Genomic DNA, 23910 nt, shown 5'->3' with positions numbered 1-23910 from the left:
CTCAACTCCCTGAGGCCATGACAGGCGCATTCGCCTTCTCGACCGCGTCAAAAAATTCATCGATCTTCGCGACGCTCTTCACGCCAGGCGCAGTTTCGACGCCTGAGGAAGCGTCAATGCCCGGTGCTTTGGTGATGAATAGCGCATCCGCGACATTGTCCTTGTTCAGCCCGCCGGAAAGCATGTAGTCGACGCTGCCGTCAAGCCAAGCGAGAAGGCTCCAATCAAAGGAAACACCATTGCCGCCTGGCAATTCGGAACCCTTCGGCGGCTTGGCATCGAAGAGGAAACGATCGGCGATGCCGATATAGGCCTCGACGCGCTTCAGATCGTCGGCCGTGCGCACCGGAAGTGCCTTCATCACAGGCAGACCATAGACCGCCTTTATGGTCAGCACATGTTCGGGGCTCTCGTTGCCGTGCAGCTGCAGCATGTCCGGCTTCAACAGCGATACGATCTCATCCAGTTCGTCATTGGTGGGATCAACGACGACGGCGACGATTTTCGCCTTGCCACGTGCAGGTTCGGCAAGTTTTGCCGCCAGGTCCGGCTCGATATAGCGCGGGCTTTTTTCGAAGAAGATAAAACCGATATGGGTCGCGCCGCGTTTCAGTGCGCGATCGACAGCGTCGGGCGTCTTCAAGCCACAGATCTTGATATCCGGTTTCATGGCAGCGAAGTGACACGAAATGCGGCAAGAGTCGAGCCAATTTGCATGGAAAGCTGTATTTAGCGCGGCTTTGGGCTAATCGAAATCGATGGCGTGCAACTGGCTGCCGTGCCGCTTCAGCCAGGATTTCGCTTCTTCCATATCCGGGCAAAGCTTCTTGCAAAGCGCCCAGAACCGCGGCCCATGATTCATTTCCTTGAGATGGGCGACCTCATGGGCGGCGAGATAATCGATCACCGCGGGCGGCGCCATGACGATGCGCCAGGAAAAGCTCAGATTTCCCTCCGACGAGCACGAGCCCCAGCGGCTGCGGGTATCTTTCATCGAGATCGAGCGGATCGGTGCCCGGATCGCTCCGGCATGCATGGTGGCCAGTCTGGCGAGATCGGCGCGCGCTTCCTTCTTGAGAAAGGTCGCGATGCGCCGTCCGACATGTTCCGGCATGCCGCTGACGCGCAGCACCGGCCTGCCGTCTATCAAGACCGCCTCCGTCAGCCCGCGCAAGCCGCCGGTATGCTGGATGTGATGGGAAACGCCGCGAAACAGAATTTGGCCGCCGTCGCGCAGGCCGGTATCGGTCGAAAACTTGGCAAGCTTGGTGAGCAACCAGCCCTGGTGGCGATCGAGGAAGGCATTGACCTCACGCGTCGCGAGGCCCCTCGGCACCGTCATCTTCAAGGCCCGGCCACCCGGTTCGATACGCAGCGTGATGCGCGTCGCCCGGTCATGCTGCTTGATGGTCAACGGCATCAGCCGGCCGGCGACGTCGAGCGTCCGCGTTTCGGGCGCAACCGGCTTTCGCGCTTTCGGCCTTGTCTTCAGAAGCGGAAACATGGCTGTTTTCTATCCGATTCGCCGCGGAATCTAAACGATTTAACAGGCAGGCAGACATGGAAAAACCGGCATCGGAAGATGCCGGTCATCAATTGATGGTTCAGGCGTTCACGGCGTCTGATATTCAGCGACCGGGCCGTTGTCATCGCGCTTGGCGTTCTTGCGGTCGCGCATGAAGCGGTCAAACTCTTCCTGATCCTTGGCGCGGCGGAGTTCACGCATGTAAGCGTCAAATTCCTCGCGCATTTCGTCGAGCTTGCGGCGCTCTTCCTCGATCCGGTCAATCTCGGCCTTGCGCCAGTCGTCGAAGGCGACGTTGCCGGTCGAGAAGTGCGGGCGGTGCCGTCCATGCGGGCGGCGGCAGGATGCAAAGAAGCCATCGGTCGCCTGGTTGACGTCACGCTTGAAGCCGCGCAGACGGTCGCCGAAGATGATGTAGGCAAGCATGGCGAGACCCAGAGGCCAGAAAACCATGAAGCCGAGAATCATCAGGGCAATGGTAGCCGGAGTCCAATCCGGTCGAAGCAATGCTGACTGGTTCATCGTGCGGGTATCCTCGCTTTCCGCGCCCGGCAGGATACCGAACGCTGAAATCGATGTGGTTACCGCAATAGGTGCCTTCAAGACGATTGCCCGCGAAATCGGACAAGGCCTTGAATCCGTTTTGCTAATTCAGCTGTCCCTGAATCAGCCCGTCCGACCGCCCTTGATGACACGCGGGACCGGAGGCTTAACGGCCGAACGGGAATGCTGGCGGACGAAATTGATGATGCGCGGCGCAATCTCGCGGCGGAAACGCGAACCGTTGAAAACGCCATAATGGCCGACATCCGGCTGGAGATAATGCATACGCATATCTTCGGGAATGTTCACGCAGATGGTCTGCGCCGCCTTTGTCTGGCCGACCCCCGAGATATCGTCATTCTCACCTTCGACGGTCAGAAGCGCCACCTTGCGAATTGCCGCCGGATCGACGCGTTTGCCGCGATGCATCAACTCGCCCTTCGGCAGTGAATGCTTGATGAAGACCTCCTCCACCGTCTGCAGATAGAATTCGGCGGTCAGATCCATGACGGCGAGATATTCGTCGTAGAAATCGCGATGTTTTTCCGGTTCGCCGTCGTTCTTCACGAGATGCATGAAGAATTCCTTGTGCGCGACGAGATGGCGATCGAGGTTCATCGACATGAAGCCCGAAAGCTGCAGGAATCCTGGATAGACCGGGCGCATGAAACCCGGCTGCGGCCAGGGCACGTTCATGATGACATTGTCGGAGAACCACTGCAGCGACCGCTCCTGCGCGAGCTTGTTGACCGCCGTCGGGTTGATGCGCGTGTCGATCGGGCCGCCCATCAGCGTCATCGATGAGGGCGACAGCGGATCATTGGCTTCCTCCATCACGGCTGCGGCTGCCAGCACAGGGACGGAAGGCTGACAGACGGCGATGACATGCGTGTCATGGCCGAGGAAATGCAGCATCTCGATGACATAATCGACGTAATCGTCGAAATCGAACGTGCCTTCCGTCATCGGCACCATGCGGGCGTCGATCCAGTCGGTGATGTAGACATCCGCACTCGGCAGCAGCGCCTCGACCGTACCGCGCAGCAGCGTGGCATAGTGGCCGGACATCGGCGCGACGATCAGGATGCGCGGGTCATTGCCGCGGGGCGGCGGAACATTGCGGGCGAAATGCAGGAGATTGCAGAAAGGTCGCGACCAGATGATCTCTTCGCGGACGGACACTGTCTGATCACCGATCGTGGTCTGCTTCAGTCCGAATTCCGGTTTGCCGTAGCGCCGCGTCGTGCGTTCGAACATTTCGAGGCTTGCCGCCATCGTCCGGCCGAACGGCGTGTGGGCGAACGGGTTCAGCGGATTGGCATAAGCAAACCGCATGATATCGGCCGCGGCGCGAAACGGCGCCATGGCGGCATGGTTCAATTCATAAAGCTGATAAAACATGGAAGGCGCCACCTTTCTCTATCGAAAAGATGACGCCGATTGAAAGGCATCGAGTCTTTTCGCCATGCGGGCACGTAACGCAGACTAACAGTTTTTTGTTGCACAGCAACATGGACGAGCCAGACCCACACAAGAAATGCCGCAGAATTGATCTCCGGCATCATCATCAGCCTGAAAACTTAAGTTTCTCAGCACGAAGCGTTGTTAACGATCCGCTACGAAGGTCTGCTTCTGCGTGCCGAGACCTTCGATGCCGAGTTCGACCACGTCGCCGGCCTTGAGATAACGCGGCGGCTTGAGGCCCATACCGACGCCCGGAGGCGTACCGGTCGAGATCACGTCACCGGGATGCAGCGACATGAACTGGCTGAGGTAGGAGACGAGGAAAGCAACGCCGTAAACCATCGTCTTCGACGAGCCGTTCTGCATCTTCTGGCCGTTGACCGTCAGCCACATGCCGAGGTTCTGCGGTTGCGGAATTTCATCCTTGGTGACGAGCCAGGGGCCGATCGGGCCAAAGGTGTCGCAGGATTTGCCCTTGGTCCATTGACCGGACCGCTCGGTCTGGAAAGCGCGCTCGGAAACGTCATTGGAGACGCAATAGCCGGCGACATAATCCAGCGCTTCGGCTTCCGTTACATATTTGGCAGTTTTGCCGATGACAACGCCGAGCTCGACTTCCCAATCGGTCTTTTCCGAACCGCGGGGGATGATGACATCGTCGTTCGGCCCGACGATCGCCGATGTTGCTTTCATGAAGATGATCGGCTCGGGCGGCACGGTCGCACCGGTTTCGGCAGCGTGATCCGAATAATTCAAGCCGATGCAGATGAACTTGCCAGTGCCGGCGACGCAGGCGCCGATGCGGCCCGGTGCGATTTCCGGAAGGCTCTTTGGATCGATCGCCGCAATCCTGGCAAGGCCTGAGGGCGTGATCGCCTCGCCGCCGATATCGGCGACATGACCGGAGAGATCGCGGATCTTGCCATCGGCATCGAGAAGCGCGGGTTTTTCACTGCCTGCTTCGCCAACACGCATCAGCTTCATGGAAATTCCTCCTCATCGAAAACGGATTTGCAACCACCTATGAACGAATTATTCATCGGTGTCATTACGGCTTTGCCAGGAAGCGGTACGGCTTTCCTGCGATTCGGATGATTTCTGCCGAAATTGCCCCATTCTTTCGGCATGACGCTTTAAAAAATTTCCGCCAGATCAGGGCCGGCAGGGACGATTTTCGTCGGATTGAGGCTTTCGACCGAATAGTAGCCGCGCTTGATGTGATCGAGATTCACCGTTTCTGCGATGCCCGGCCAATCCAGCATGCGACGGCAGAAGGCGCGCAGGTTCGGATAGTCGGAAAGACGGCGCAGATTGCATTTGAAGATGCCGTGATAGGCGACGTCGAAGCGCACCAGCGTCACGAAAAGCCGAATATCGCTTTCCGTCGGATGCTCAGCGAAAAGAAAAGGCCGGCCTTCGAATTGCGGATCGACCCAGTCGAGGCAGGAAAACACATCGGCGAAGGCTTCTTCGTAGGCGATCTGGGTGGTGGCGAAGCCGGCGCGGTAGACGCCGTTGTTGAGGGTCGGATAGATGCGATCGTTGAAAGCATCGATCTCGGCGCGCCTCTCCGCCGGGTAAAGATCGATCGGATTTTTTGCCAAGTTGCCGAAGCCGCCGTTCAGCATGCGCAGGATATCGGCGGATTCATTGTTGACGATGGTCTTTTTCCGCTTGTCCCAGAGAACCGGCACGGTGGCCCGGCCGGTGAAATCGGGTGCTGCCCTGGTATAGATTTCATGCATATAGGTTACGCCATTGACGTGATCCTGCGTCGCACCGGGATAATCACCGAAACGCCAGCCCTGCTTGCTCAGCAGCGGTTCGACGACGGAAACGGGGATGACGTCTTCCAGGCCCTTGAGTTTGCGGCCGATCAAGGTGCGCGAGGCCCAGGGGCAGATATAGGCGACATAGAGATGATAACGGCCGGCGCTGGCTTCAAAGCCGCCTTCGCCCGTCGGCCCGGCGGTGCCATCCGGGGTCACCCAATTGCGGAAACTCGAGGTCTGCCTGATGAAACCGCCCTTCTCGTCCTTGGCCTGGACGGGGTGCCAGTCTTCCGTCCATTTTCCGTTCACCAGCATGCGCAACTCTCCAATCGATTGACGAGACCGTTCATTATCCTGCTTCGACGCCGGCGTGAGGGCGCTTTTCTGGAGACAGTCTGTACACCCAAACTGCGACGATGCTGCGCTTGCCAAGCCGAGGACGCAGGAAATATGACTCCGCGATACAAGATGAAGTGGAGTTCGACATGCATCTCTCCAAGGCCGTCGTGCGGACCGAACATGCGAGCCGCTACCTGCAGCAGCTTTGCAAACACTGGAGCCACAAGTTCAGCGTCGATTTCGATCCCGTGAAGGGCCGGGTGCCGTTCAGCGATACGGCCGAGGTGACGTTTTCTGCCGACGATGCGGCGCTGACCATGACACTTTCCGTCGCCGATCCCGCGCAACAGCAAAGAATGCATGATGTCATCGACGATCACCTGAAGCGCTTCGCCTTCCGCGAGGAGCTCGACATCGTCTGGACCAACTGAGCCCGGCCCCCGATCCAAATTTTCGGCCCCGAACCCTGGAACAAGCATGACGAAGAGCAATCACCGCGAATCCGAATATCCGATCGATCCGATGTTTCTCGATCGCTGGTCGCCCCGCGCCTTCACCGGCGAAATCATCGAGGAAGCGCAGCTGCTCAGCCTGCTCGAAGCCGCCCATTGGGCTCCGTCCTCAGCCAACCATCAGCCCTGGCGCTTCATCTATGCGCTCAAAGGTTCGGAGCATTGGGAGAAATTCGTCGCATTGCTCGTCGACGCCAACCAGGAATGGGCGAGGAATGCGTCGGCCTTGATCTTCGTCGTGTCGCGCGCCTTCACCGGCGTTGCCGGCTCCGGCGAGGAGAAGCCGAGCTACACCCATTCCTTCGATGCCGGTGCGGCCTGGGGGCATCTGGCGATCCAGGCGCGGCTCTCCGGTTTCTACGCCCATGGCATGGGCGGCATCAAACACGAGGAGATCAGGCAGGCTTTCGCCATTCCCGAGGGGTACCGGGTCGAGGCAGGCGTCGCCGTCGGCAAGCTCGCCGACAAGAGCGTTCTTTCCGAACGCAATCAGGCGCGCGAATTCCCCAGCCAGCGCAAGCCGCTCTCCGACGTCGCCTTCAACGGCCGCTTCGCTGCGAACTGAGGCGAAGCCAGGGACCAAGCAGATATCCGGATAAACGAAAGCCCCGCCATCCAGGGATAGCGGGGCTTCTAATTCCTGAAATATCAATCAGATATCGAGGTTAGCGACGCTCAGCGCATTGTCCTGGATGAATTCGCGCCGCGGCTCGACTTCGTCGCCCATCAGACGGGCGAAGAGGCCGTCGGCATCGGTGGCGTCGTTGACCTTGACCTGCAGCAACGAGCGGACATTCGGATCGAGAGTCGTTTCCCAGAGCTGCTCGGCATTCATCTCGCCGAGGCCCTTGTAGCGCTGCATGGTCAGGCCCTTGCGGCCGCTGGCGAAGACCGCGTCGAGCAAGGCACGCGGGCCTGAGATCTCGACATCGCCTTCGCGCCGATGCAACGACGGCGGCGTCTGATAGATTTCCTTGAGACGTGCGGTCAGCTGGTCGATGTGACGGGCATCCGAAGAGCCGATCAACGCCATGTCGAGCACGACGATTTCCTTGACGCCGCGGACCATGCGTTCGAGGCGCAGGCCGCCATCGCTGGTCAGATCGCCCTGCCAGCCGCGCTCGGTTTCCTCGGCAATGATATCGAGGCGGCCTGCCACTTCGTTTGCCAGCGCCAGCGCCCTTGCCTGGTCGCTGACGAGGTCGGCGTTGAGCGCGCCGGCGATGGCAGCCTGTTCGACGACGGAACGATTGTAGCGCGAGTGGAGATTGTCGAGCAAAGCGCGCATGCGCAGCGCATCCAGGATGACCTCGCGCAGGTCTTGACCGGTGCGGACCTCGCCGCTGCCGAGCCGCAGTGCGGCATCTTCTAGACCCTGGCCGATCAAATATTCTTCGAGCGCCTTCTCATCCTTCAGATACTGCACCGATTTGCCGCGCGCGACCTTATAGAGCGGTGGCTGGGCGATGTAGAGATGGCCGCGTTCGATCAGTTCCGGCATCTGGCGGAAGAAGAAGGTCAGCAGCAGGGTGCGGATATGGGCGCCGTCGACATCGGCATCCGTCATGATGATGATCTTGTGGTAGCGCAGCTTTTCGACATTGAACTCGTCCTTGCCGATGCCGGTGCCAAGTGCTGTGATCAACGTGCCGATTTCCTGGCTCGACAGCATCTTGTCGAAACGAGCACGTTCAACATTCAGGATCTTGCCGCGCAGCGGCAGGATTGCCTGGTTTTCGCGCGAACGGCCCTGCTTGGCCGAACCGCCGGCAGAATCGCCCTCGACGAGGAAGACTTCGGATTTTGTCGGATCGCGCTCGGAGCAGTCGGCGAGCTTGCCCGGTAGCGAAGCGATATCGAGTGCGCCCTTGCGGCGGGTCAACTCGCGCGCCTTGCGGGCCGCTTCGCGGGCGGCGGCGGCCTCGACGACCTTGCCAACGAGGATCTTGGCTTCGCTTGGATGTTCTTCGAACCAGGTGCTCAGCGCCTCGTTGACCAGACTTTCGACAACAGGACGGACTTCCGAGGAAACGAGCTTATCCTTGGTCTGCGAGGAGAATTTCGGATCGGGCACCTTGACCGACAGAACCGCCGTCAGGCCTTCGCGGCAGTCTTCGCCCTGCAGCGTTACCTTTTCCTTTTTGGTGATGCCGGAACTGTCGGCATAGGAAACCACCTGGCGCGTCAGCGCGGCGCGGAAACCGGCCATATGCGTGCCGCCATCGCGCTGGGGAATGTTGTTGGTGAAGCAGAGCACGTTCTCGTGATAGCTGTCGTTCCACCACATCGCCACTTCGACGGTGATGCCGTCCTTTTCGCCGCGGATGGCAACCGGCTTGTCGACGAGCGACTTCTTGGCACGGTCGAGATAGGCGACGAAGGCCTCGAGGCCGCCATCGTAACGCAGTTCTTCCTGCTTGATATCGGAATGGCGCTTGTCGGTCAGCAGGATGCGCACGCCTGAGTTCAGGAAGGCGAGTTCGCGAAGGCGATGCTCTAGCGTGCCGTAATCGAACTCCGTCATCGTGAAGGTGTCGGTGCTCGGCATGAAGCTCACTTCGGTGCCGGTCTCATTCGGTGCTTCGCCCGTGACCTTCAGCGGCGCATCGGCCACGCCATGGCTGAAGCTCATTTCATGGATCTTGCCCTGGCGGCGGATCTTCAGTTTCAGCCAGACGGAAAGCGCATTGACGACGGAGACGCCGACGCCGTGCAGGCCGCCGGAGACCTTGTAGGAATTCTGGTCGAACTTACCGCCGGCATGGAGCTGCGTCATGATGACTTCGGCGGCCGAGACGCCTTCGCCGGTATGGATATCCGTCGGGATGCCGCGGCCGTTATCGGTGACCGTCACCGAGCCATCCGGATTGAGCGTGACGGTGACGATGTCGGCATGACCGGCAAGCGCTTCGTCGATTGCGTTGTCGACGACTTCATAGACCATGTGATGAAGGCCGGAGCCATCGTCGGTATCGCCGATATACATGCCGGGGCGCTTGCGCACGGCATCGAGGCCCTTCAGAACCTTGATGGAATCTGCGCCATATTCGGTGCTTACGCCGTTTTCCGTCGCGGATGTATCGCTCATTCTGTTGAGATTTTCCCTGTTGTCGTAAAGCTGCGGCGCGCCTTGCGAATCACCGGCTTTCTTCCCTCTTGTATATAGGTTTTTTGAACCCAGTTCCCATGGCACGCCCCTAAAACAGGGCATAAAACAGGGGATTATGACGCTTTTCCGTCGCCTTTGCCGCCATTTTCGAGAAGAGCCGATAGCCGGCCTATCTCCGCACTGTCAAGGCTGCGAATCCGCCGCGCCAGCCGGTTGGCAAATTCGGTATATTCGGGAGGCAGGCCTGACGTGTCGATGACGACACGCGGGTCGGATGAGCGGGCGAGCAGGAACAGTTCCTCGGCCTCATCCCAGATGATGTTGAAATAGCCGGCGATGCGCTGCAGCAGGTCGAATGTCGGCAGGCCACGCTTTCCATGTTCGAGCGCCGAGAGATAGGCGGGAGAGACGTTCAGCGCTTGCGCCATCTCCTTCTGCGAGACGCCCTTGCGCGCTCTCAGCCGGCGAACCGCCTCTCCGAAGGGTGTCATGGTCTTTCCCCATGCCGCCGCGACAGGCGAATATAGAGCGCGCCCTCGCCGCCATGATGCTGCGCGGCAGGTTCATATGACGAGATCAGGTAGCGGAATTCGGGCTTGGAGAACCAGAGCGGCACGGCCCGCTTCAGCGCGCCTTCGCTGCCCATCGAGCTGCCCTTGCCGGTGATGACAAGCACATGGCGCATGCCGCGCTCATGCGCCCGGATCAGGAAGTCGAGAAGGATGGAATGGGCCTCGCTCTGCACCAGCCCATGCAGGTCGATCCGCGCTTCGAGCGCCAGCCGGCCCTTGGCGATCTTGCGTTTGACCGGCTTTTCCAGCGGATGATGCACCCCCGCCGACGGTTTCGCCGCCGATGGTAGCGTCGGCTGCAGCGGCATGGGCGCGGCGGGTGTCTGTTTTTCCTGTTCCCGTTCGGCCGCCGCTTCGGCTTCGGCAAGAAAGGCGTCGAGTTCGGTCAGCGCGCCCGCCTTGCCGGGCATCGGCCGCGTGCTGCGGGCGACCTTGCCCCAGAGGATCCTCTCATCTGCGCTGAGCTTGCGATCCCTGGCCATCAGTCGAATCTTCCGGCGGCGGCATTGGGGATGAGGATGGCAAAATCGGCATCGTTGCGGACCGTGCCGGCACTTTCCCCAGCCATATCCCCCGAGCCGGTGAAGATGTCACCGCGCGCCGGCCCGACGATCGCCGAGCCGGTGTCGAGCGCCAGCATCAGCCGGCGGAACGGTCGACCGTGATCGAGATGGGTGAGGCTTTCGGCGCGAATGAAAAAGGGAAAACCGAACGTATGGATCATCCGGTCGACCGCAAGCGAGCGCCCGGCGAGAAGCGGCACCTTGGCGGCGGCGATCGGACCGGCCCCAGGATCGGCGGTTCGCAGGCTGAAAGCCTGCGAGGGCGCTTCCCGGAAGAAAATATAAGAGTGGTTATGCCACAGCACCTCGTCGACGCGCTCGGGATTGCGCGCCAGCCAGGCGCGGATCGCCTGCATCGAAATCTCCGCCCGATCGATCTCGCCCCTCTCGATCAGCAACTTGCCGATCGCCGAAAAAGCATGGCCGGCCTTCGCGGCATAGGTGATGCGGCCGATATGGCCATCCCGATAACGCAGGCGGGCAGCGCCCTGCACATGCACGAAGAAGACATCGACCTTCGACTTCGCCCAGGCGATTTCGAGGCCTCGGCCTTCGAGAAAACCCTGATCGATGGCGCGGCGGTCCGGATAGGCACCGATGCGGCCGTCATGCAGACGGCCGAAAGCATAGGCGCTGTCGAGCTCGGCGGGGCGATTGGCGTCGTCGAGATCGATCAGATCATCCGGGCGCCTGTAGAAAGGGAAACGGAATATTTCGTCCGGCCGCTCCGACACCTCGATGTCAGGCTCGTAGAAGGCGGTGACGAAGCCGGAATTGCCGTCCTTGCGGCGGATCAGAAAGGGTCGACAGTGCGTCTCGAAAAAGGCGCGCGCCGATGCCGGAGATGACGGACTGACATCTTCGGCGGCGACCAGAAGCGGGAGCAGGTCTTCCGAACTCAGGCCAAGCGATCCGGTGCGGTACGGTTTGACATCGCTGATTTGCCGCCGGCAGCGTCGCATGACTTCAAAAAGGCCGGAAGGATCATCATCCTTCCAGCCTTCCAGAGTGTCGAAGCTTATGGCCTGCAGGACGAAGTCCGCTGCGTGGTCACTCATGTTCCGATTCGGTCGCCACGAGTTTCCAGTTCGGGTCGCGCGAGCGGGTGTCGCGGGCAAAGGTCCAGAGGTCGTTGACCTCGGCGACGTTTTCGGCGTCGCCTTCGATCAGCACATCCGCCTTGTCGTAGGTGGCCGAAATGAGCTGGCTGATGATGCGCACGGTGATCTGCGCTTCGCTGCCCTTCGTCTCCGCATGGGTGATTTCGGCCTTGTCGATGCCGACGAAGGTGGACTTCACCTTCTCACCGCGGGCTTCGCGTTCGCCGATTGCCGCATCGAAACCGTCATAGACTTCACGGGACAGCAAGTTCTTGAGTGTTTTCCGGTCGCCATCGGCATAGGCCATGACGATCATCTCGTAAGCCATGCGGGCGCCGTTCAGAAACTCCTTCGGGCTGAAAGCGGGATCGGCCTTGTTCAGCGCACGCAGCGATTCGTTGAGCGGCGTTCCAGGCGCCGCAAAAGCATCGATGGCGGCGAAGCGATCCTCATCCTCGGTCGTCGCATCGCGCCGCGGCAGCGTTACGACTTTGCCGGCATCGGCGGCATCGGCCGGAGCCGCATCCCGCGGCGTATAGAGATCGCGCGGCGGCTTCTCATTTCCTGTGCGGCGCCCGAGCACGGAGCGAAGCTGAAAGAAAATCAGCACAGCCGCCACCAGGAAAAATAATGTGATGAAGTCGTTCGAACTCATATCGTATCGCAGCCGCCGTTAACATCTCTGATTTGTACTCCCATATAGTCCGCCTATACAGATGATTCAAATGATGGCTGGCATCTTCGCCGGCGCCAAGAGGAGACCGGCACGTCCGGGACATGACAGACATGCGTTTTTCGATCCTGCCAGCTTTCATTCTGCTGCTCCCGTTCGCCGAAATTGCCGGTTTCGTCGTCGTCGGCCGGGCGATCGGATTGTGGCTGACGCTCGCGCTCGTCATGCTGGGTTTCGTTCTCGGCGTGGTTCTGCTGCGCCGGCAAGGCATCGGTATTTTGCGCCGCATGTCGAGCGAAGGACGAAACGGGGTGATGCCTGGCCGAGATTTGCTGCGGCCGGCGATGAACGTCATCGCCTCGCTGCTGCTGATCATTCCCGGCTTCCTCACGGATATCATTGCCATCCTCATTCTCATTCCGCCGGTGCGCGATCTGGTCTGGCGGGCGATTGCCAAACGCTTCGTCGTCGTCAACGCCAAGGGCGGTTTTTCCTCCGAGCCACAACCCGATTTTCGCGACCGCAAGCCAAACTCAAAGGTGGTCGATCTCGACGAGGAGGACTATCATAGAGAGCCGGATCGCAACTCGCCGTGGTCCGGCAAGCATCTCGGCGATTGAGGCACTGCGGCTGATCAACCGCGCCAAGCGCTCAGGGTTGTAAGCCTTTCCCTGAAATGTTAGATGGCGGCACCATTCCCATGCCCCTCGAGGAAAAGCCAATGGCAGACGATAACAACAACAACGGTGCGGCCAACCCCACCCTTTCGATCCTTGCGCAATATACCAAGGATCTCTCCTTCGAAAATCCGGGTGCGCCGCGTTCGCTGCAGGCCCGCGACAAGGCGCCGACGATCAACATCAATGTGAACGTCAACGCCAACCCGCTTTCCGATACGGATTTCGATGTCGTGCTGTCGCTGAACGCCGAAGCCAAGGATGGCGACAAGACGGTCTTCCATACCGAACTCGCCTATGGCGGCGTCTTCCGCGTGGCCGGTTTCCCGCAGGAGCACATGCTGCCGGTTCTCTTTATCGAGTGCCCGCGCATGCTCTTCCCCTTCGCCCGTCAGATCATCGCCGACGTCACCCGCAACGGCGGTTTCCCGCCGCTGATGATCGACCCGATCGACTTTACGCAGATGTTCGCCCAGCGCGTCGCCGAAGAACAGGCCCGCGCCAAGGTTCAAGCCGTTCCAAACTGAGCGGATCTTTCTTCACTGAAATACGGATGCCCGGGCTGGTCCCGGGCATTTTCAATTGTGGCTGGTTCAATCGAGGTTGGCGTATTTCGCCCAGATACTTTTTTCCCCGAGCTTAGCGACGAGCGCCTCATGCGCCTGCTCCTCGGTTTGGCTGAGGCGGCTACCAAGCGGGCGGGGCCGCTCGAGCACTGCGGCAATCACTTCATCGTCATCCCCAGCCATGTCACCGCGAGCTGCCTGGTTGGATTTGCTGACCGTGCTCAGACCGAAGGCTGCCTGTCGGCCGCCGATCATCTCGATATAGACTTCGGCAAGCAGTTCGGAGTCGAGCAGCGCGCCGTGTTTGGTCCGGTGCGAATTGTCGATGCCGTAACGCCGGCAAAGCGCATCGAGCGAATTCGGCCCCATCGGATGTTTGCGTCGGGCCATCGACAAGGTATCGAGCACCCTTTCCGGCAGGATCGGCGGCAAGCCGATCCGCGCGAACTCCGCGTTGATGAAGCCCATATCGAAGGTGGCGTTGTGGGCAATCCACTTCGCATCGCCGAAAAAGGTAAGGATTTCTTCGGCGACGTCCGCAAAAGGCTTCTTGTCCTTCAGGAATTCATCGGTGATGCCGTGTACGGCGAGCGCATCCGGATGAACCTTCTGATCTCCGGGATTGATGAAGATATGGATCGTGTTGCCTGTGGGGAAATGGTTGAAGAGCTCGATGCCGCCGATTTCGATGATGCGGTCGGCGCGATTGTCGAGACCGGTGGTTTCCGTATCGAAGATGATCTCACGCATTCCGGAAATCTCCCTTGGCAATCCGCGTTTTCAGGTCGGCGACGATCTCGAGCACCCGTTCCCTCGTCTCCGCGATACTGTGACTGGTGTCGATCAGATAATCGGCCCGCCGCCGTTTTTCCGCGTCCGGTGTCTGGCGGGAGAGAATCATGCTGAATTTTTCCTCGGTCATGTCGGGACGCGCAAGCACCCTTTGACGCTGAATCTGTGGATCAGTGCTGACGACGACGATGACGTCGACTCTTTCCTCAGCGCCGGTTTCGAAGAGCAGCGGAATATCGAGCAGTACCATGTCGGCGCCAGCGGCACCTTGTTGCGCCAGAAATTCCATCTCGCGTTTGCGAACCAGCGGATGGACGATCGCTTCCAGGCGTTTAAAGCCGTCGGGATCAAGAGCGAGCTGGCGGCCAAGTTCATGCCGATCGACTGCTCCATCCTTCATCGTGCCGGGAAAGGCGGCATCCACCAGGGGCGCAGCCTCGCCGGCATAGAGATCGTGGACCACGGCATCAGAATCGTTCACCGGGATTCCGGCATCGGCAAAGAGCTTTGATGCCGTCGATTTTCCCATTCCGATGGAGCCGGTGAGACCGATCTTCAGCATCAGTGTGATTCCATATCTGCAATGATGAGCGCACGCAGTGCAGCGTCGACAACGGGACGCTGTCCGAACCATCTCTCGAATCCGGGCACGGCCTGATGCAACAGCATGCCGAGACCATCCACAATAGGAAATCCTTGCTCTTCTGCCTGTGCCAGGATCGGCGTCTTCAAGGGCACATAGACGATGTCGGTGACCACGGCATCGGCTGCAAGAGGTGAAAAATCGAGCTGGGGCGCAGCCTCGCCGTCCATGCCGAGCGAGGTGGTATTGATGAAGAGGCCGGCACCCTTCATGACGTCGGCAAGCGCACCCACCGGGTGGGCCTGAACTCTCGGGCCAAAGCGATCCGCGAGTTCACGCGCCCGATCGACGGTCCGGTTGACGACGTGGATCTCCCTGAAACCGCGATCGCGAATCGCCTGGATGATCGCACGGCTGGCGCCGCCGGCGCCAAAGACGACGGCCGTGCCATGCCGGTCCCAGCCGGGATGGCGTTCGTCGAGATTGGCGATGAAACCGCGACCGTCGGTATTCGTCGCATGCAGGACGCCATCCTCCAGCCAGAGCGTGTTCGAGGCGCCGAGTTCGTGCGACAGGGCGTCCGGTTTGTCGGCGAGCCGGAATGCCAGTTCCTTGTGGGGAATGGTGACATTGCCGCCGGTAAAGCCGGAACTGCCGTCCTTCAGAGAAAGAATGAAATCGGCAAAGGCCTCGGGTGCGACTTCGTGAGCGCGGTAGCTGCCCGGCAGGCCGAGCGTCTTCAGCCAATATCCGTGGATCAATGGCGAGCGTGAGTGCTTGATGGGAAAGCCCGTGACAAACGCTTTCGGCCCGAATGTTTCACGTGAATCAGCCATCGATCGCTCCGAGTTCTCGCAATTTTTTTAGAAGCGCCAGCATCGGCAGGCCGAGAATGGTGAAATAATCACCCTCGATCTTTTCGAAGAGCTGGATGCCCTCCCCCTCCAACTGATAGGCGCCGACACTGGAAAGTGCCCGTTCGCCAACCCGCGCCAGATGTCTGGCGATGAACTCCACCGTCAGCGGCCGCATCGTCAGTTCGGCATGCGCGAGATATTCCCACAAGAGCACACCATTGCGGACGATCGCGACGGCACTGTTCAATCGGTGGGTCACTCCGGAAAGGGCTTGAAGATGACGAGCCGCGTCGGCCATATCAGTCGGCTTGTGGAAGACGCGGTCGCCGAGCGACATGGTTTGATCCGACCCGATGACCAGGCTATCCGGAAAGCGGCTGCTCACTTCCTCGGCCTTGGCCTTGGCCAGGACGAGGGCAACGGCATCCGGCTTGGCGCCGGCTTTTTCCAGCGGCGCTTCGACCGCCCGTTCATCGATCCTTGCGGCATGCGCCTCGAAGGACAGACCGGCATTTACCATCAGCATCCGGCGAAAGGGACTCGACGATGCAAGGATGAGTTTCGGCGTCATGGGTTCCTCACAGTGCCGGCTTTTCGTCAGCGCTTAGCGCAGCTTCGGGCGCAGGGCAACGATTGCCGCAGCTGTTTCCTCGATCGAGCGGCGGGTGACGTCGATCAGCGGCCAGTTATGACGGGCACAGAGCGAGCGGGCATATTTCAGCTCCTCCGAAATCGCGGCGCGGTCGGTATAATGTTCGCGATCGAAACCCTGCGTCACTCCGAGCACCCGATTTTCCCGCACCTGGGAAATACGGTCGGTGGTGGCGATCAGGCAGACGATGAGCGGTTTGGTCGCGACGAAGAGGCTTTCCGGCAATGGCACGCCATAGACGATCGGAATGTTCGCCGTCTTGATGCCGCGGTTGGCGAGGTAGATGCTGGTCGGTGTTTTCGATGTACGGCTGATGCCGATGATGACGACATCGGCATCGTTATAGTCGTCCGGCATCTGGCCGTCGTCGTGATCCATGGTGAAATTCAGCGCTTCGATGCGCGCGAAGTAGCCAGCATTCATCACATGCTGCGCTCCGACCCGGCGGCGCGACGGGGCGCCGAGATAGATCTGGAATGCATTCATCACCGGCTCCAGCACATTCACCGAGGCCACGCCCATCTCGACGCAGCGCTCATCGATCAGGCTCGCGAGCTCCCGGTCGACAATGGTGTAGAGCACGATGCCGGGGGCGTCATCGATCGCTTGGAGAACCGGCAGCAGCTGCTTGCGATTGCGGATCAGCGGATAGACGTGTTCGATCGGCTGAGCGGATCTGAACTGCGCCGACGCGGCGCGGCCGGCGGAGATCAGAGTCTCTCCCGTTGAGTCAGAAATCAGATGCAGATGAAAGAAGTTCGTTCTGTTCTCCACGCTATTTTCCGCTGCCTGTTGAAAAGACTGGATGAAACAGAGCTACGGTGCCGAGGCAGCCTCCGGCAAGGGAAAACATGCCTCTTTATCCACATTTCGAATTTTGCGGATCGGTTTCAGCCGACCCTGTGGACGATGGGGAAGAGATCGATTTGTTGAAAGCTGGTCCACAGCCTATCCACAGGCACAAGAAAAATCACCGATCCGGAAGGACTTGGAATCATTTTCAGATTCGGATTTTCCCCGAACATCGGAAAAAATGGCGAAATCCTTCCGATGTTTTTTGCAGGCGCGCGACAAATGGCATCGGCGGTGGATGGATTTTAATCCTTGATAGACACCGACTCTAAGAAATAGAAACCTTTTAAAATATCTTTGATTTTTTATAGGGAAGAAGCGCTTGAGCGAGACGCGCCGAAAGATCATGAGGGTTCTGGATGGCGAAAGCCTCTCCCCTCCTCCTCTCTGGCTGATGAGGCAGGCGGGGCGCTATCTGCCGGAATATCGGGAGACACGGGCAAAGGCAGGGAGTTTTCTCGATCTTTGCTATACGCCCGATCACGCCGTCGAAGTGACATTGCAGCCGATCCGCCGCTATGGCTTCGATGCAGCCATCCTGTTTTCCGATATCCTGGTCATTCCCGATGCAATGAAGCGGAACGTCCGGTTCACCGAAGGCCATGGTCCTGAGATGGATCCAATCGATGAAGCCGGGATCAGCAGATTGAATGGCGAAGAGGTTGTCGATTATCTCAGGCCGGTGCTGGAGACGGTGCGGCGGCTGCGTGAGGGGCTGCCAGCCGAGACGACGCTGCTCGGCTTCTGCGGCGCGCCTTGGACGGTCGCGACCTATATGATCGCCGGACATGGCACGCCGGATCAGGCGCCTGCCCGCCTTTTCGCGTATCGGCATGCTCGCGCCTTCGAGCATCTGCTGATGCTGCTTGCTGACGTATCGGCCGATTATCTCGTGGCCCAGATTGATGCCGGCGCCGATGCCGTGCAGATTTTCGATTCCTGGGCCGGCGTTCTCGGTGAGAGGGAATTCGAGGCGTTCGCGATCAGGCCGGTTGCGCGGATGATCGCTTCGGTCAAATCGCAGCGGCCACACGCGCGCATCATCGCTTTCGCCAAGGGCGCCGGCTACCAGCTGAAAACCTATCGCCAGAAGACTGGTGCGGATGCGATCGGTCTCGACTGGTCTGTCCCGCTGGCCTTTGCCGCCGAACTTCAAAAGGACGGGCCGGTGCAGGGCAACCTCGATCCTATGCGCGTCGTTGCCGGCGGTCGGGCGCTTGAAGAGGGCATCGACGATATTCTGCAGCATCTCGGCAATGGGCCGCTGATCTTCAATCTCGGTCACGGCATCACGCCGCAGGCCGACCCCGAGCATGTGCGTCTGCTGGTCGATCGTGTGCGTGGCGGGCGGATGCGAGGCGGGGCGTGACGATGGAGAAGCAGACCGATCGGAGACCTGGCGCTTACGCCCGGCGCCGAGCCCATTTTGCGCTGGTCTTCTTCGCGCTGATGGCGGTCGGGCTTTTCGCCTGGAACCCCGATAATCTCTATCTCTGGATCAAGGCACTGCACATCATCGCGGTCATTTCCTGGATGGCTGGATTGTTCTATATGCCGCGGCTGTTCATCTATCACACCGATGCCGAACCGGGTTCGGTGCAATCGGAAACCTTCAAGGTGATGGAACGCCGGCTGCTTCGAATCATCATGACGCCGGCGATGATGCTGACGTGGATTTTTGGCCTCTATCTCGCTTGGTCGGTCTATGGATTCCAAGGCGGCTGGCTGCACGCCAAGATCGGTCTCGTTGTGCTGCTGACGGGCGTTCATATGTTCTTCAGCCGTGCCGTCAGAGCCTTCGAGCGGGATGAAAACCGCCGCTCTGCGCGCTATTGGCGGTTCATGAACGAGGCACCGACATTGCTGATGATCCTGATCGTGATCCTCGTCGTGGTGAAGCCATTCTGAGGCAAAATCCATACTCAGGTTAAATTTGCTTCATTTTAAGCAGCCCTCTTGCGGCAGCGATTGCGAGTCGCTATTTTCCGCGCATCTCATCTACGTGGCATGTGTGTAGAGTTCAGTCGTCTGCGAGCCCTTTCGCAGTACCGAATACGACCCAACATCGCCTTTCCCCTTCGAAATTGAAAAGAGTATTGGTCACTTCATGGCTGAAATGAAGCTTCAGGAACTTAAGAGCAAATCCCCGACGGATCTTCTGGCTTTCGCCGAATCGCTCGAGGTTGAGAATGCCAGCACGATGCGCAAACAGGAATTGATGTTTGCTATCCTCAAGATGCTCGCCAGCCAGGATGTCGAAATCATCGGCGAAGGTGTCGTCGAAGTGCTCCAGGATGGTTTCGGTTTCCTGCGTTCCGCAAATGCCAACTATCTGCCAGGCCCAGATGATATTTATATCTCCCCCTCGCAGATCCGCCGTTTCTCGCTGAAAACAGGTGATACGGTCGAAGGCCCCATCCGCGGGCCGAAGGAAGGCGAGCGCTATTTTGCGCTGCTCAAGGTCAACACTATCAATTTCGACGATCCGGAAAAGATTCGTCATAAGGTTCATTTCGACAATCTGACGCCGCTCTATCCGAACGAGCGTTTCAAGATGGAACTCGATATTCCCACCACCAAGGATCTGTCGCCGCGCGTGATCGACCTGGTGGCGCCGCTCGGCAAGGGCCAGCGTGGACTGATCGTCGCGCCGCCCCGCACCGGTAAGACCGTGCTGCTGCAGAATATCGCGCATTCGATTACCGCGAACCATCCGGAGTGCTATCTCATCGTTCTTCTGATCGATGAGCGTCCTGAGGAAGTGACCGACATGCAGCGTTCCGTTCGCGGCGAGGTCATCTCCTCGACCTTCGACGAACCGGCCGTACGTCACGTCCAGGTGGCGGAAATGGTCATTGAAAAGGCAAAGCGTCTTGTCGAACATGGGCGCGACGTCGTCATCCTGCTCGATTCGATCACGCGCCTCGGCCGTGCCTACAACACCGTGGTTCCCTCCTCAGGCAAGGTCCTGACCGGCGGTGTCGACGCCAATGCGTTGCAGCGTCCTAAGCGCTTCTTCGGTGCGGCGCGCAATATCGAGGAAGGCGGTTCCTTGACGATCATCGCCACGGCGCTGATCGATACCGGCAGCCGTATGGATGAAGTGATCTTCGAAGAATTCAAGGGCACCGGCAACTCGGAAATCGTCCTTGATCGCAAGGTCGCCGACAAGCGCATCTTCCCGGCGATGGACATCCTCAAGTCCGGCACGCGCAAGGAAGACCTTCTCGTCCCACGCCAGGATCTGCAGAAGATCTTTGTGCTCCGCCGCATCCTTGCGCCAATGGGCACGACCGATGCGATCGAATTCCTGATCGACAAGCTGAAACAGACGAAGAACAATTCCGACTTCTTCGATTCGATGAATACATAATCCTTAGCCGGATTCATCCTATGAGAGCTGGAGGCATCGTGATGATGTCGCCAGCTTTTCTATTTAGGAGGAACCGATTCGAATTCGAAGATTAACCAGGCAATATGGCCATGTTGAATGATACCATATATGCGCTATCGAGCGGTGCTGCACCTTCAGGTGTTTCGGTTATTCGCATCAGCGGTCCGCTGACCAGAGACATATTGGTGAGCCTCGTCGGCTCGGTGCCGAAAGCTCGATACGCATCGCACCGAACGATTCGGACTCGTAACGACCAACCGATCGACAGTGGTCTGGTGCTGTTTTTTCCGGGGCCAAATTCATTTACCGGGGAAGATGTCGCGGAGCTACAGCTCCATGGCAGCAAGGCTGTCCTGGCGGCGCTGTTTCACACGCTTGGCGACATTCCAGGTGTTCGAATGGCTGTTGAGGGTGAGTTCTCCCGCCGGGCTTTTGAGAACGGCAAGCTTGACCTGGTCGAGGTCGAAGGACTGGCCGACCTCATCGGCGCCGAGACGGAAATGCAGCGACGCCTTGCGGTCGAACATAGCGCCGGCGGACTTTCCGCAATTTACGATGCGTGGGCGGAACGATTAACGCGCGCACGAGCGTTGATCGAGGCGGAACTTGATTTTCCCGACGAGGATGATGTTCCAGGGTCGGTATCGGACATGGTCTGGGCCGATATGGGTAAGCTTCGCACCGATATCGAACACCATTTGGCGGCGGCTTCGGCAGGTGAGATTATCAGAGACGGCTTCAAGGTGGTCATCGCCGGTGCGCCGAACGCCGGAAAATCGAGCCTGCTGAATGCCCTGGCGCGGCGCGATGTTGCGATCGTCACCGAGATCGCCGGCACCACCCGCGATGTTCTGCAGGTCGATCTCGATATCGATGGCTACCTGATCAAGCTCTATGACACAGCCGGCCTGCGGGACGCTGAGGACCGGGTGGAAATGGAGGGCGTTCGGCGCGCGCGTGTTGCACTTCGCGATGCCGATCTTGTGCTGCTCCTGGTCGACATGGCGAATCCGCTGCTCCCTGGAGACTTGGAGGCAACTTGGCCTCATGTTACAGTCGGGACGAAGAAGGATCTCGTTGAGGTCGGCTCGGACCGGTACGATCTGCAGATTTCGACGACAACCGGTGACGGCTTGCTGGAATTGCGGCAGTTGATCGGCGACAATGTCGCAGCGCGGTTCAGCGGCCTGTCCATGGCGATCCCCAGTCGGCAACGGCATAAAGATTCGCTAACGAAATGTTTGGCGGCGCTTGATACTGCGATTACGCAGAAGGACGTAAATCTCGAACTGCGGACCGAGCAGCTTCGAATTGCCGCCGAGTATTTGGGGAGAATTACCGGAAGAGTGGATGTCGAACAGCTGCTTGGGGTGATCTTCTCGGAGTTTTGTATCGGGAAATGATTCACGTGAAACGCGATCGGTGTCACGTTTATGGCTGGTTTCACGTGAAACGTACACACGATCTGGAGTCTTGAATGACCGATAATGTCTATGATGTGATCGTGATCGGTGGCGGCCATGCGGGGTCGGAAGCCGCCAGCGCGGCCGCGCGGCTCGGTGCGAAAACCGCCTTGGTGACGCACAGGCGGGACACGATCGGTGTGATGTCCTGCAATCCGGCAATCGGCGGGCTTGGTAAGGGTCACTTGGTTCGCGAGATCGACGCTATGGATGGCCTGATGGGTCGTATCGCCGACGCTGCGGGCATTCAGTTCAGGATGCTGAACAAGAAAAAAGGGGCAGCCGTTCGAGGACCGCGAACCCAGGCCGATCGAAAGCTCTATCGTTTGGCGATGCTGGCGGCGATTGAGGCCACACCTGGTCTGGACATCGTCGAAGGCGATGCGTTTGATCTGGACGTTGTCGACGGGCGTGTTGCCGGGGTGGTCATGAAGGATGGTCGAACCCTAAAGACTCCTGCCGTCGTTTTGACGACTGGAACCTTCCTGCGTGGACTTATTCATATCGGTTCGGAAAAGACGCCGGCCGGTCGTGTCGGTGAAGCGCCGTCGATCGGGTTGTCTGCCACGCTGGCCAGGCTGGGATTGCGCTTGGGACGACTGAAGACCGGGACACCGGCGCGGTTGGACGGAAAGACCATAGACTGGCAATCCGTCGGCCGGCAGGGGGCTGACGAGGAACTCGTGCCCTTCTCCTTTATGACCGACAGGATTACGACGCCGCAGATCGAATGCGGGGTCACCAGGACGACTGAAGCGACCCATCGCATCATTGTCGACAACATCATGCGATCGGCGATGTATTCCGGACAGATCGAAGGCGTCGGTCCTCGCTATTGCCCGTCTATCGAAGACAAGCTGGTAAAATTTGGAGAGCGGGATGGGCATCAAGTCTTTCTCGAGCCCGAGGGACTGGACGACGACACAGTTTATCCGAACGGTATTTCCACCTCTTTGCCGGCGGACGTCCAGGCAGATTTCATCAAGACAATTCCCGGGCTTGAAGCGGCAAGAATTCTGCAACCCGGCTATGCAATCGAATATGATCACGTTGACCCGAGAGAGTTGACGCCGTCGTTGGAAGTCAAACGGCTGAAAGGTCTCTTTCTTGCGGGCCAGATCAATGGCACCACCGGCTATGAGGAGGCGGCCGCCCAAGGCTTGGCTGCAGGTCTAAACGCGGCGTTGCAGAGCAGCGATTCGGATCCGTTTCATTTTAGTCGGACCAGCTCCTATATTGGCGTCATGATCGACGATCTCACGTCACGTGGCGTTACGGAGCCGTATCGAATGTTTACCTCGCGGGCGGAATATCGGCTGACTTTGCGTGCTGACAATGCCGATATGCGGTTGACGCCATTGGCCATGCGGTTGGGCTGCGCCAACGGCGCACGCGCGCAGCGATTTACAGCCTATCAGAATGAGATGGACATGGGTCGAGCGCTCTTGCATTCGCTCACCGTTACGCCGAATGAAGCGCGGCGGGCCGGCTTGAATATCAATCTCGATGGGCAGCGCCGAACCGCTTATGATTTGTTGTCCTATCCGTATTATGATTTTGCTGAACTTCGCCGTGTTTGGCCTGAGACATTTGGTACGATGGGATCCAAGGTCGCGGAAGCGTTGGAAATTGAGGCCGGCTATTCAGTTTATCTGGATCGGCAAGCCACGGCGATTGCCGATCAGCAACGCGACGAGCAACGGCAGATACCGCTCGATTTCGATTACGATGCGCTTTCCGGCCTCTCCAACGAACTCAAGGTGAAGCTCAGCGCGGCTCGCCCCTTCAACATTGCCCAGGCCTCCGTCGTTGAGGGGATGACGCCGGCGGCAATCGCATTGCTGCTTGTGCATTTGCGCCGCCTAACGTCTGCCGAGCGTCAAAGCGCCTGACGACGAGATT

The 23910-nt window shown here is 59.1% G+C and carries 26 protein-coding genes; 10 read left to right on the top strand and 16 right to left on the bottom strand.

What is annotated here, in order from left to right; translation table 11 throughout:
- Position 1: 1 nt before the first annotated feature.
- From FHT75_RS29005 to FHT75_RS28980, 6 genes are all read right to left on the bottom strand, one after another.
- Positions 2 to 670, bottom strand: a complete 669-nt coding sequence (locus tag FHT75_RS29005) for a phosphoribosylanthranilate isomerase (protein WP_063473891.1) — start codon at positions 668 to 670, stop codon at positions 2 to 4.
- Between the two features lie 75 nt (positions 671 to 745).
- Complete coding sequence (locus FHT75_RS29000; protein WP_063473890.1) at positions 746 to 1504, bottom strand: M48 family metallopeptidase; 759 nt, start codon at positions 1502 to 1504, stop codon at positions 746 to 748.
- A gap of 108 nt (positions 1505 to 1612) precedes the next feature.
- Positions 1613 to 2047, bottom strand: coding sequence for a DUF2852 domain-containing protein (locus FHT75_RS28995; protein WP_063473889.1), 435 nt, complete (start codon positions 2045 to 2047; stop codon positions 1613 to 1615).
- A 144-nt stretch (positions 2048 to 2191) separates the two neighbouring features.
- Positions 2192 to 3469, bottom strand: coding sequence for a polyhydroxyalkanoate depolymerase (locus FHT75_RS28990; protein WP_183845303.1), 1278 nt, complete (start codon positions 3467 to 3469; stop codon positions 2192 to 2194).
- Between the two features lie 204 nt (positions 3470 to 3673).
- Positions 3674 to 4516, bottom strand: a complete 843-nt coding sequence (locus tag FHT75_RS28985) for a fumarylacetoacetate hydrolase family protein (protein WP_047615929.1) — start codon at positions 4514 to 4516, stop codon at positions 3674 to 3676.
- Between the two features lie 149 nt (positions 4517 to 4665).
- Positions 4666 to 5619, bottom strand: coding sequence for a glutathione S-transferase family protein (locus FHT75_RS28980; protein WP_082849667.1), 954 nt, complete (start codon positions 5617 to 5619; stop codon positions 4666 to 4668).
- A gap of 170 nt (positions 5620 to 5789) precedes the next feature.
- Here FHT75_RS28980 and FHT75_RS28975 point away from each other — a divergent pair, with 170 nt between their 5' ends.
- Entirely contained in the window at positions 5790 to 6074 is a 285-nt protein-coding gene (locus FHT75_RS28975) for a DUF2218 domain-containing protein (protein ID WP_047616089.1), read from the top strand.
- Positions 6075 to 6120: 46 nt separating this feature from the next.
- Positions 6121 to 6720 (top strand): nitroreductase family protein, encoded by a 600-nt coding sequence (locus FHT75_RS28970; RefSeq protein ID WP_047615924.1) that lies wholly within the window; start codon positions 6121 to 6123, stop codon positions 6718 to 6720.
- Between the two features lie 87 nt (positions 6721 to 6807).
- On the opposite strand, the gene gyrB is transcribed toward FHT75_RS28970, so the two are convergent.
- From gyrB to FHT75_RS28945, 5 genes are all read right to left on the bottom strand, one after another.
- A complete protein-coding gene (gyrB, locus tag FHT75_RS28965; RefSeq protein ID WP_047615921.1) occupies positions 6808 to 9243 on the bottom strand; it encodes a DNA topoisomerase (ATP-hydrolyzing) subunit B in 2436 nt (811 codons plus the stop codon).
- A gap of 134 nt (positions 9244 to 9377) precedes the next feature.
- Positions 9378 to 9755: a helix-turn-helix domain-containing protein gene (locus FHT75_RS28960; protein ID WP_047615918.1), complete on the bottom strand. Its 378-nt coding sequence runs from the start codon at positions 9753 to 9755 to the stop codon at positions 9378 to 9380.
- Positions 9752 to 10318 (bottom strand): Smr/MutS family protein, encoded by a 567-nt coding sequence (locus tag FHT75_RS28955; RefSeq protein WP_047615916.1) that lies wholly within the window; start codon positions 10316 to 10318, stop codon positions 9752 to 9754. Before FHT75_RS28955 ends, FHT75_RS28960 begins: the two co-directional genes overlap by 4 nt.
- Positions 10318 to 11457, bottom strand: a complete 1140-nt coding sequence (locus FHT75_RS28950; RefSeq protein WP_063473887.1) for a murein transglycosylase A — start codon at positions 11455 to 11457, stop codon at positions 10318 to 10320. Before FHT75_RS28950 ends, FHT75_RS28955 begins: the two co-directional genes overlap by 1 nt.
- Complete coding sequence (locus tag FHT75_RS28945; RefSeq protein WP_047615912.1) at positions 11450 to 12154, bottom strand: Tim44/TimA family putative adaptor protein; 705 nt, start codon at positions 12152 to 12154, stop codon at positions 11450 to 11452. The genes FHT75_RS28950 and FHT75_RS28945 overlap by 8 nt, the downstream gene beginning before the upstream one ends.
- A gap of 131 nt (positions 12155 to 12285) precedes the next feature.
- Here FHT75_RS28945 and FHT75_RS28940 point away from each other — a divergent pair, with 131 nt between their 5' ends.
- Positions 12286 to 12792 carry an FxsA family protein gene (locus FHT75_RS28940; RefSeq protein ID WP_048338427.1) on the top strand — a complete coding sequence of 169 codons (507 nt, stop codon included), beginning with the start codon at positions 12286 to 12288 and terminating at the stop codon, positions 12790 to 12792.
- 101 nt (positions 12793 to 12893) lie between these two features.
- A complete protein-coding gene (gene secB / locus FHT75_RS28935; protein ID WP_047616084.1) occupies positions 12894 to 13376 on the top strand; it encodes a protein-export chaperone SecB in 483 nt (160 codons plus the stop codon).
- Between the two features lie 66 nt (positions 13377 to 13442).
- On the opposite strand, the gene dnaQ is transcribed toward secB, so the two are convergent.
- From dnaQ to FHT75_RS28910, 5 genes are read right to left on the bottom strand one after another with little or no spacing between them, the layout of a single operon-like run.
- Positions 13443 to 14165 (bottom strand): DNA polymerase III subunit epsilon, encoded by a 723-nt coding sequence (gene dnaQ, locus FHT75_RS28930; protein WP_063473886.1) that lies wholly within the window; start codon positions 14163 to 14165, stop codon positions 13443 to 13445.
- The gene (gene coaE, locus FHT75_RS28925; protein ID WP_047615905.1) at positions 14158 to 14769 is read right to left on the bottom strand and encodes a dephospho-CoA kinase; all 612 of its coding nucleotides are present in this window, start codon (positions 14767 to 14769) and stop codon (positions 14158 to 14160) included. The genes dnaQ and coaE overlap by 8 nt, the downstream gene beginning before the upstream one ends.
- A complete protein-coding gene (locus FHT75_RS28920) occupies positions 14769 to 15626 on the bottom strand; it encodes a shikimate dehydrogenase (protein ID WP_063473885.1) in 858 nt (285 codons plus the stop codon). Before FHT75_RS28920 ends, coaE begins: the two co-directional genes overlap by 1 nt.
- A complete protein-coding gene (locus FHT75_RS28915; protein ID WP_063473884.1) occupies positions 15619 to 16218 on the bottom strand; it encodes a Maf-like protein in 600 nt (199 codons plus the stop codon). Before FHT75_RS28915 ends, FHT75_RS28920 begins: the two co-directional genes overlap by 8 nt.
- A 33-nt stretch (positions 16219 to 16251) precedes the next feature.
- Positions 16252 to 17073, bottom strand: a complete 822-nt coding sequence (locus FHT75_RS28910) for a pyruvate, water dikinase regulatory protein (protein WP_047615900.1) — start codon at positions 17071 to 17073, stop codon at positions 16252 to 16254.
- A gap of 31 nt (positions 17074 to 17104) precedes the next feature.
- Between FHT75_RS28910 and FHT75_RS28905 the strand changes: the two genes are divergently transcribed.
- The 6 genes from FHT75_RS28905 to mnmG all read left to right on the top strand — a co-directional run bounded on the left by FHT75_RS28905 (position 17105) and on the right by mnmG (position 23900).
- Positions 17105 to 17407, top strand: coding sequence for a hypothetical protein (locus tag FHT75_RS28905; RefSeq protein ID WP_176707332.1), 303 nt, complete (start codon positions 17105 to 17107; stop codon positions 17405 to 17407).
- A 66-nt stretch (positions 17408 to 17473) separates the two neighbouring features.
- Entirely contained in the window at positions 17474 to 18520 is a 1047-nt protein-coding gene (gene hemE / locus FHT75_RS28900; RefSeq protein ID WP_063473883.1) for a uroporphyrinogen decarboxylase, read from the top strand.
- 2 nt (positions 18521 to 18522) lie between these two features.
- Positions 18523 to 19059, top strand: a complete 537-nt coding sequence (gene hemJ / locus FHT75_RS28895; RefSeq protein WP_047615896.1) for a protoporphyrinogen oxidase HemJ — start codon at positions 18523 to 18525, stop codon at positions 19057 to 19059.
- A 199-nt stretch (positions 19060 to 19258) separates the two neighbouring features.
- Positions 19259 to 20524: a transcription termination factor Rho gene (gene rho, locus FHT75_RS28890; RefSeq protein ID WP_011654069.1), complete on the top strand. Its 1266-nt coding sequence runs from the start codon at positions 19259 to 19261 to the stop codon at positions 20522 to 20524.
- A 104-nt stretch (positions 20525 to 20628) separates the two neighbouring features.
- Positions 20629 to 21948 (top strand): tRNA uridine-5-carboxymethylaminomethyl(34) synthesis GTPase MnmE, encoded by a 1320-nt coding sequence (mnmE, locus tag FHT75_RS28885; protein ID WP_063473882.1) that lies wholly within the window; start codon positions 20629 to 20631, stop codon positions 21946 to 21948.
- 74 nt (positions 21949 to 22022) lie between these two features.
- Positions 22023 to 23900 (top strand): tRNA uridine-5-carboxymethylaminomethyl(34) synthesis enzyme MnmG, encoded by a 1878-nt coding sequence (gene mnmG, locus FHT75_RS28880; RefSeq protein WP_063473881.1) that lies wholly within the window; start codon positions 22023 to 22025, stop codon positions 23898 to 23900.
- The last annotated feature ends 10 nt before the right edge of the window (positions 23901 to 23910 follow it).

The sequence above is a fragment of the Rhizobium sp. BK112 genome (genome assembly GCF_014193215.1).
GTDB classification, from domain to species: Bacteria; Pseudomonadota; Alphaproteobacteria; order Rhizobiales; family Rhizobiaceae; genus Rhizobium; species Rhizobium anhuiense.
The sequence above is the reverse complement of the archived record's forward strand: the minus strand, read 5'-3'. Positions and strand labels throughout refer to the sequence as shown.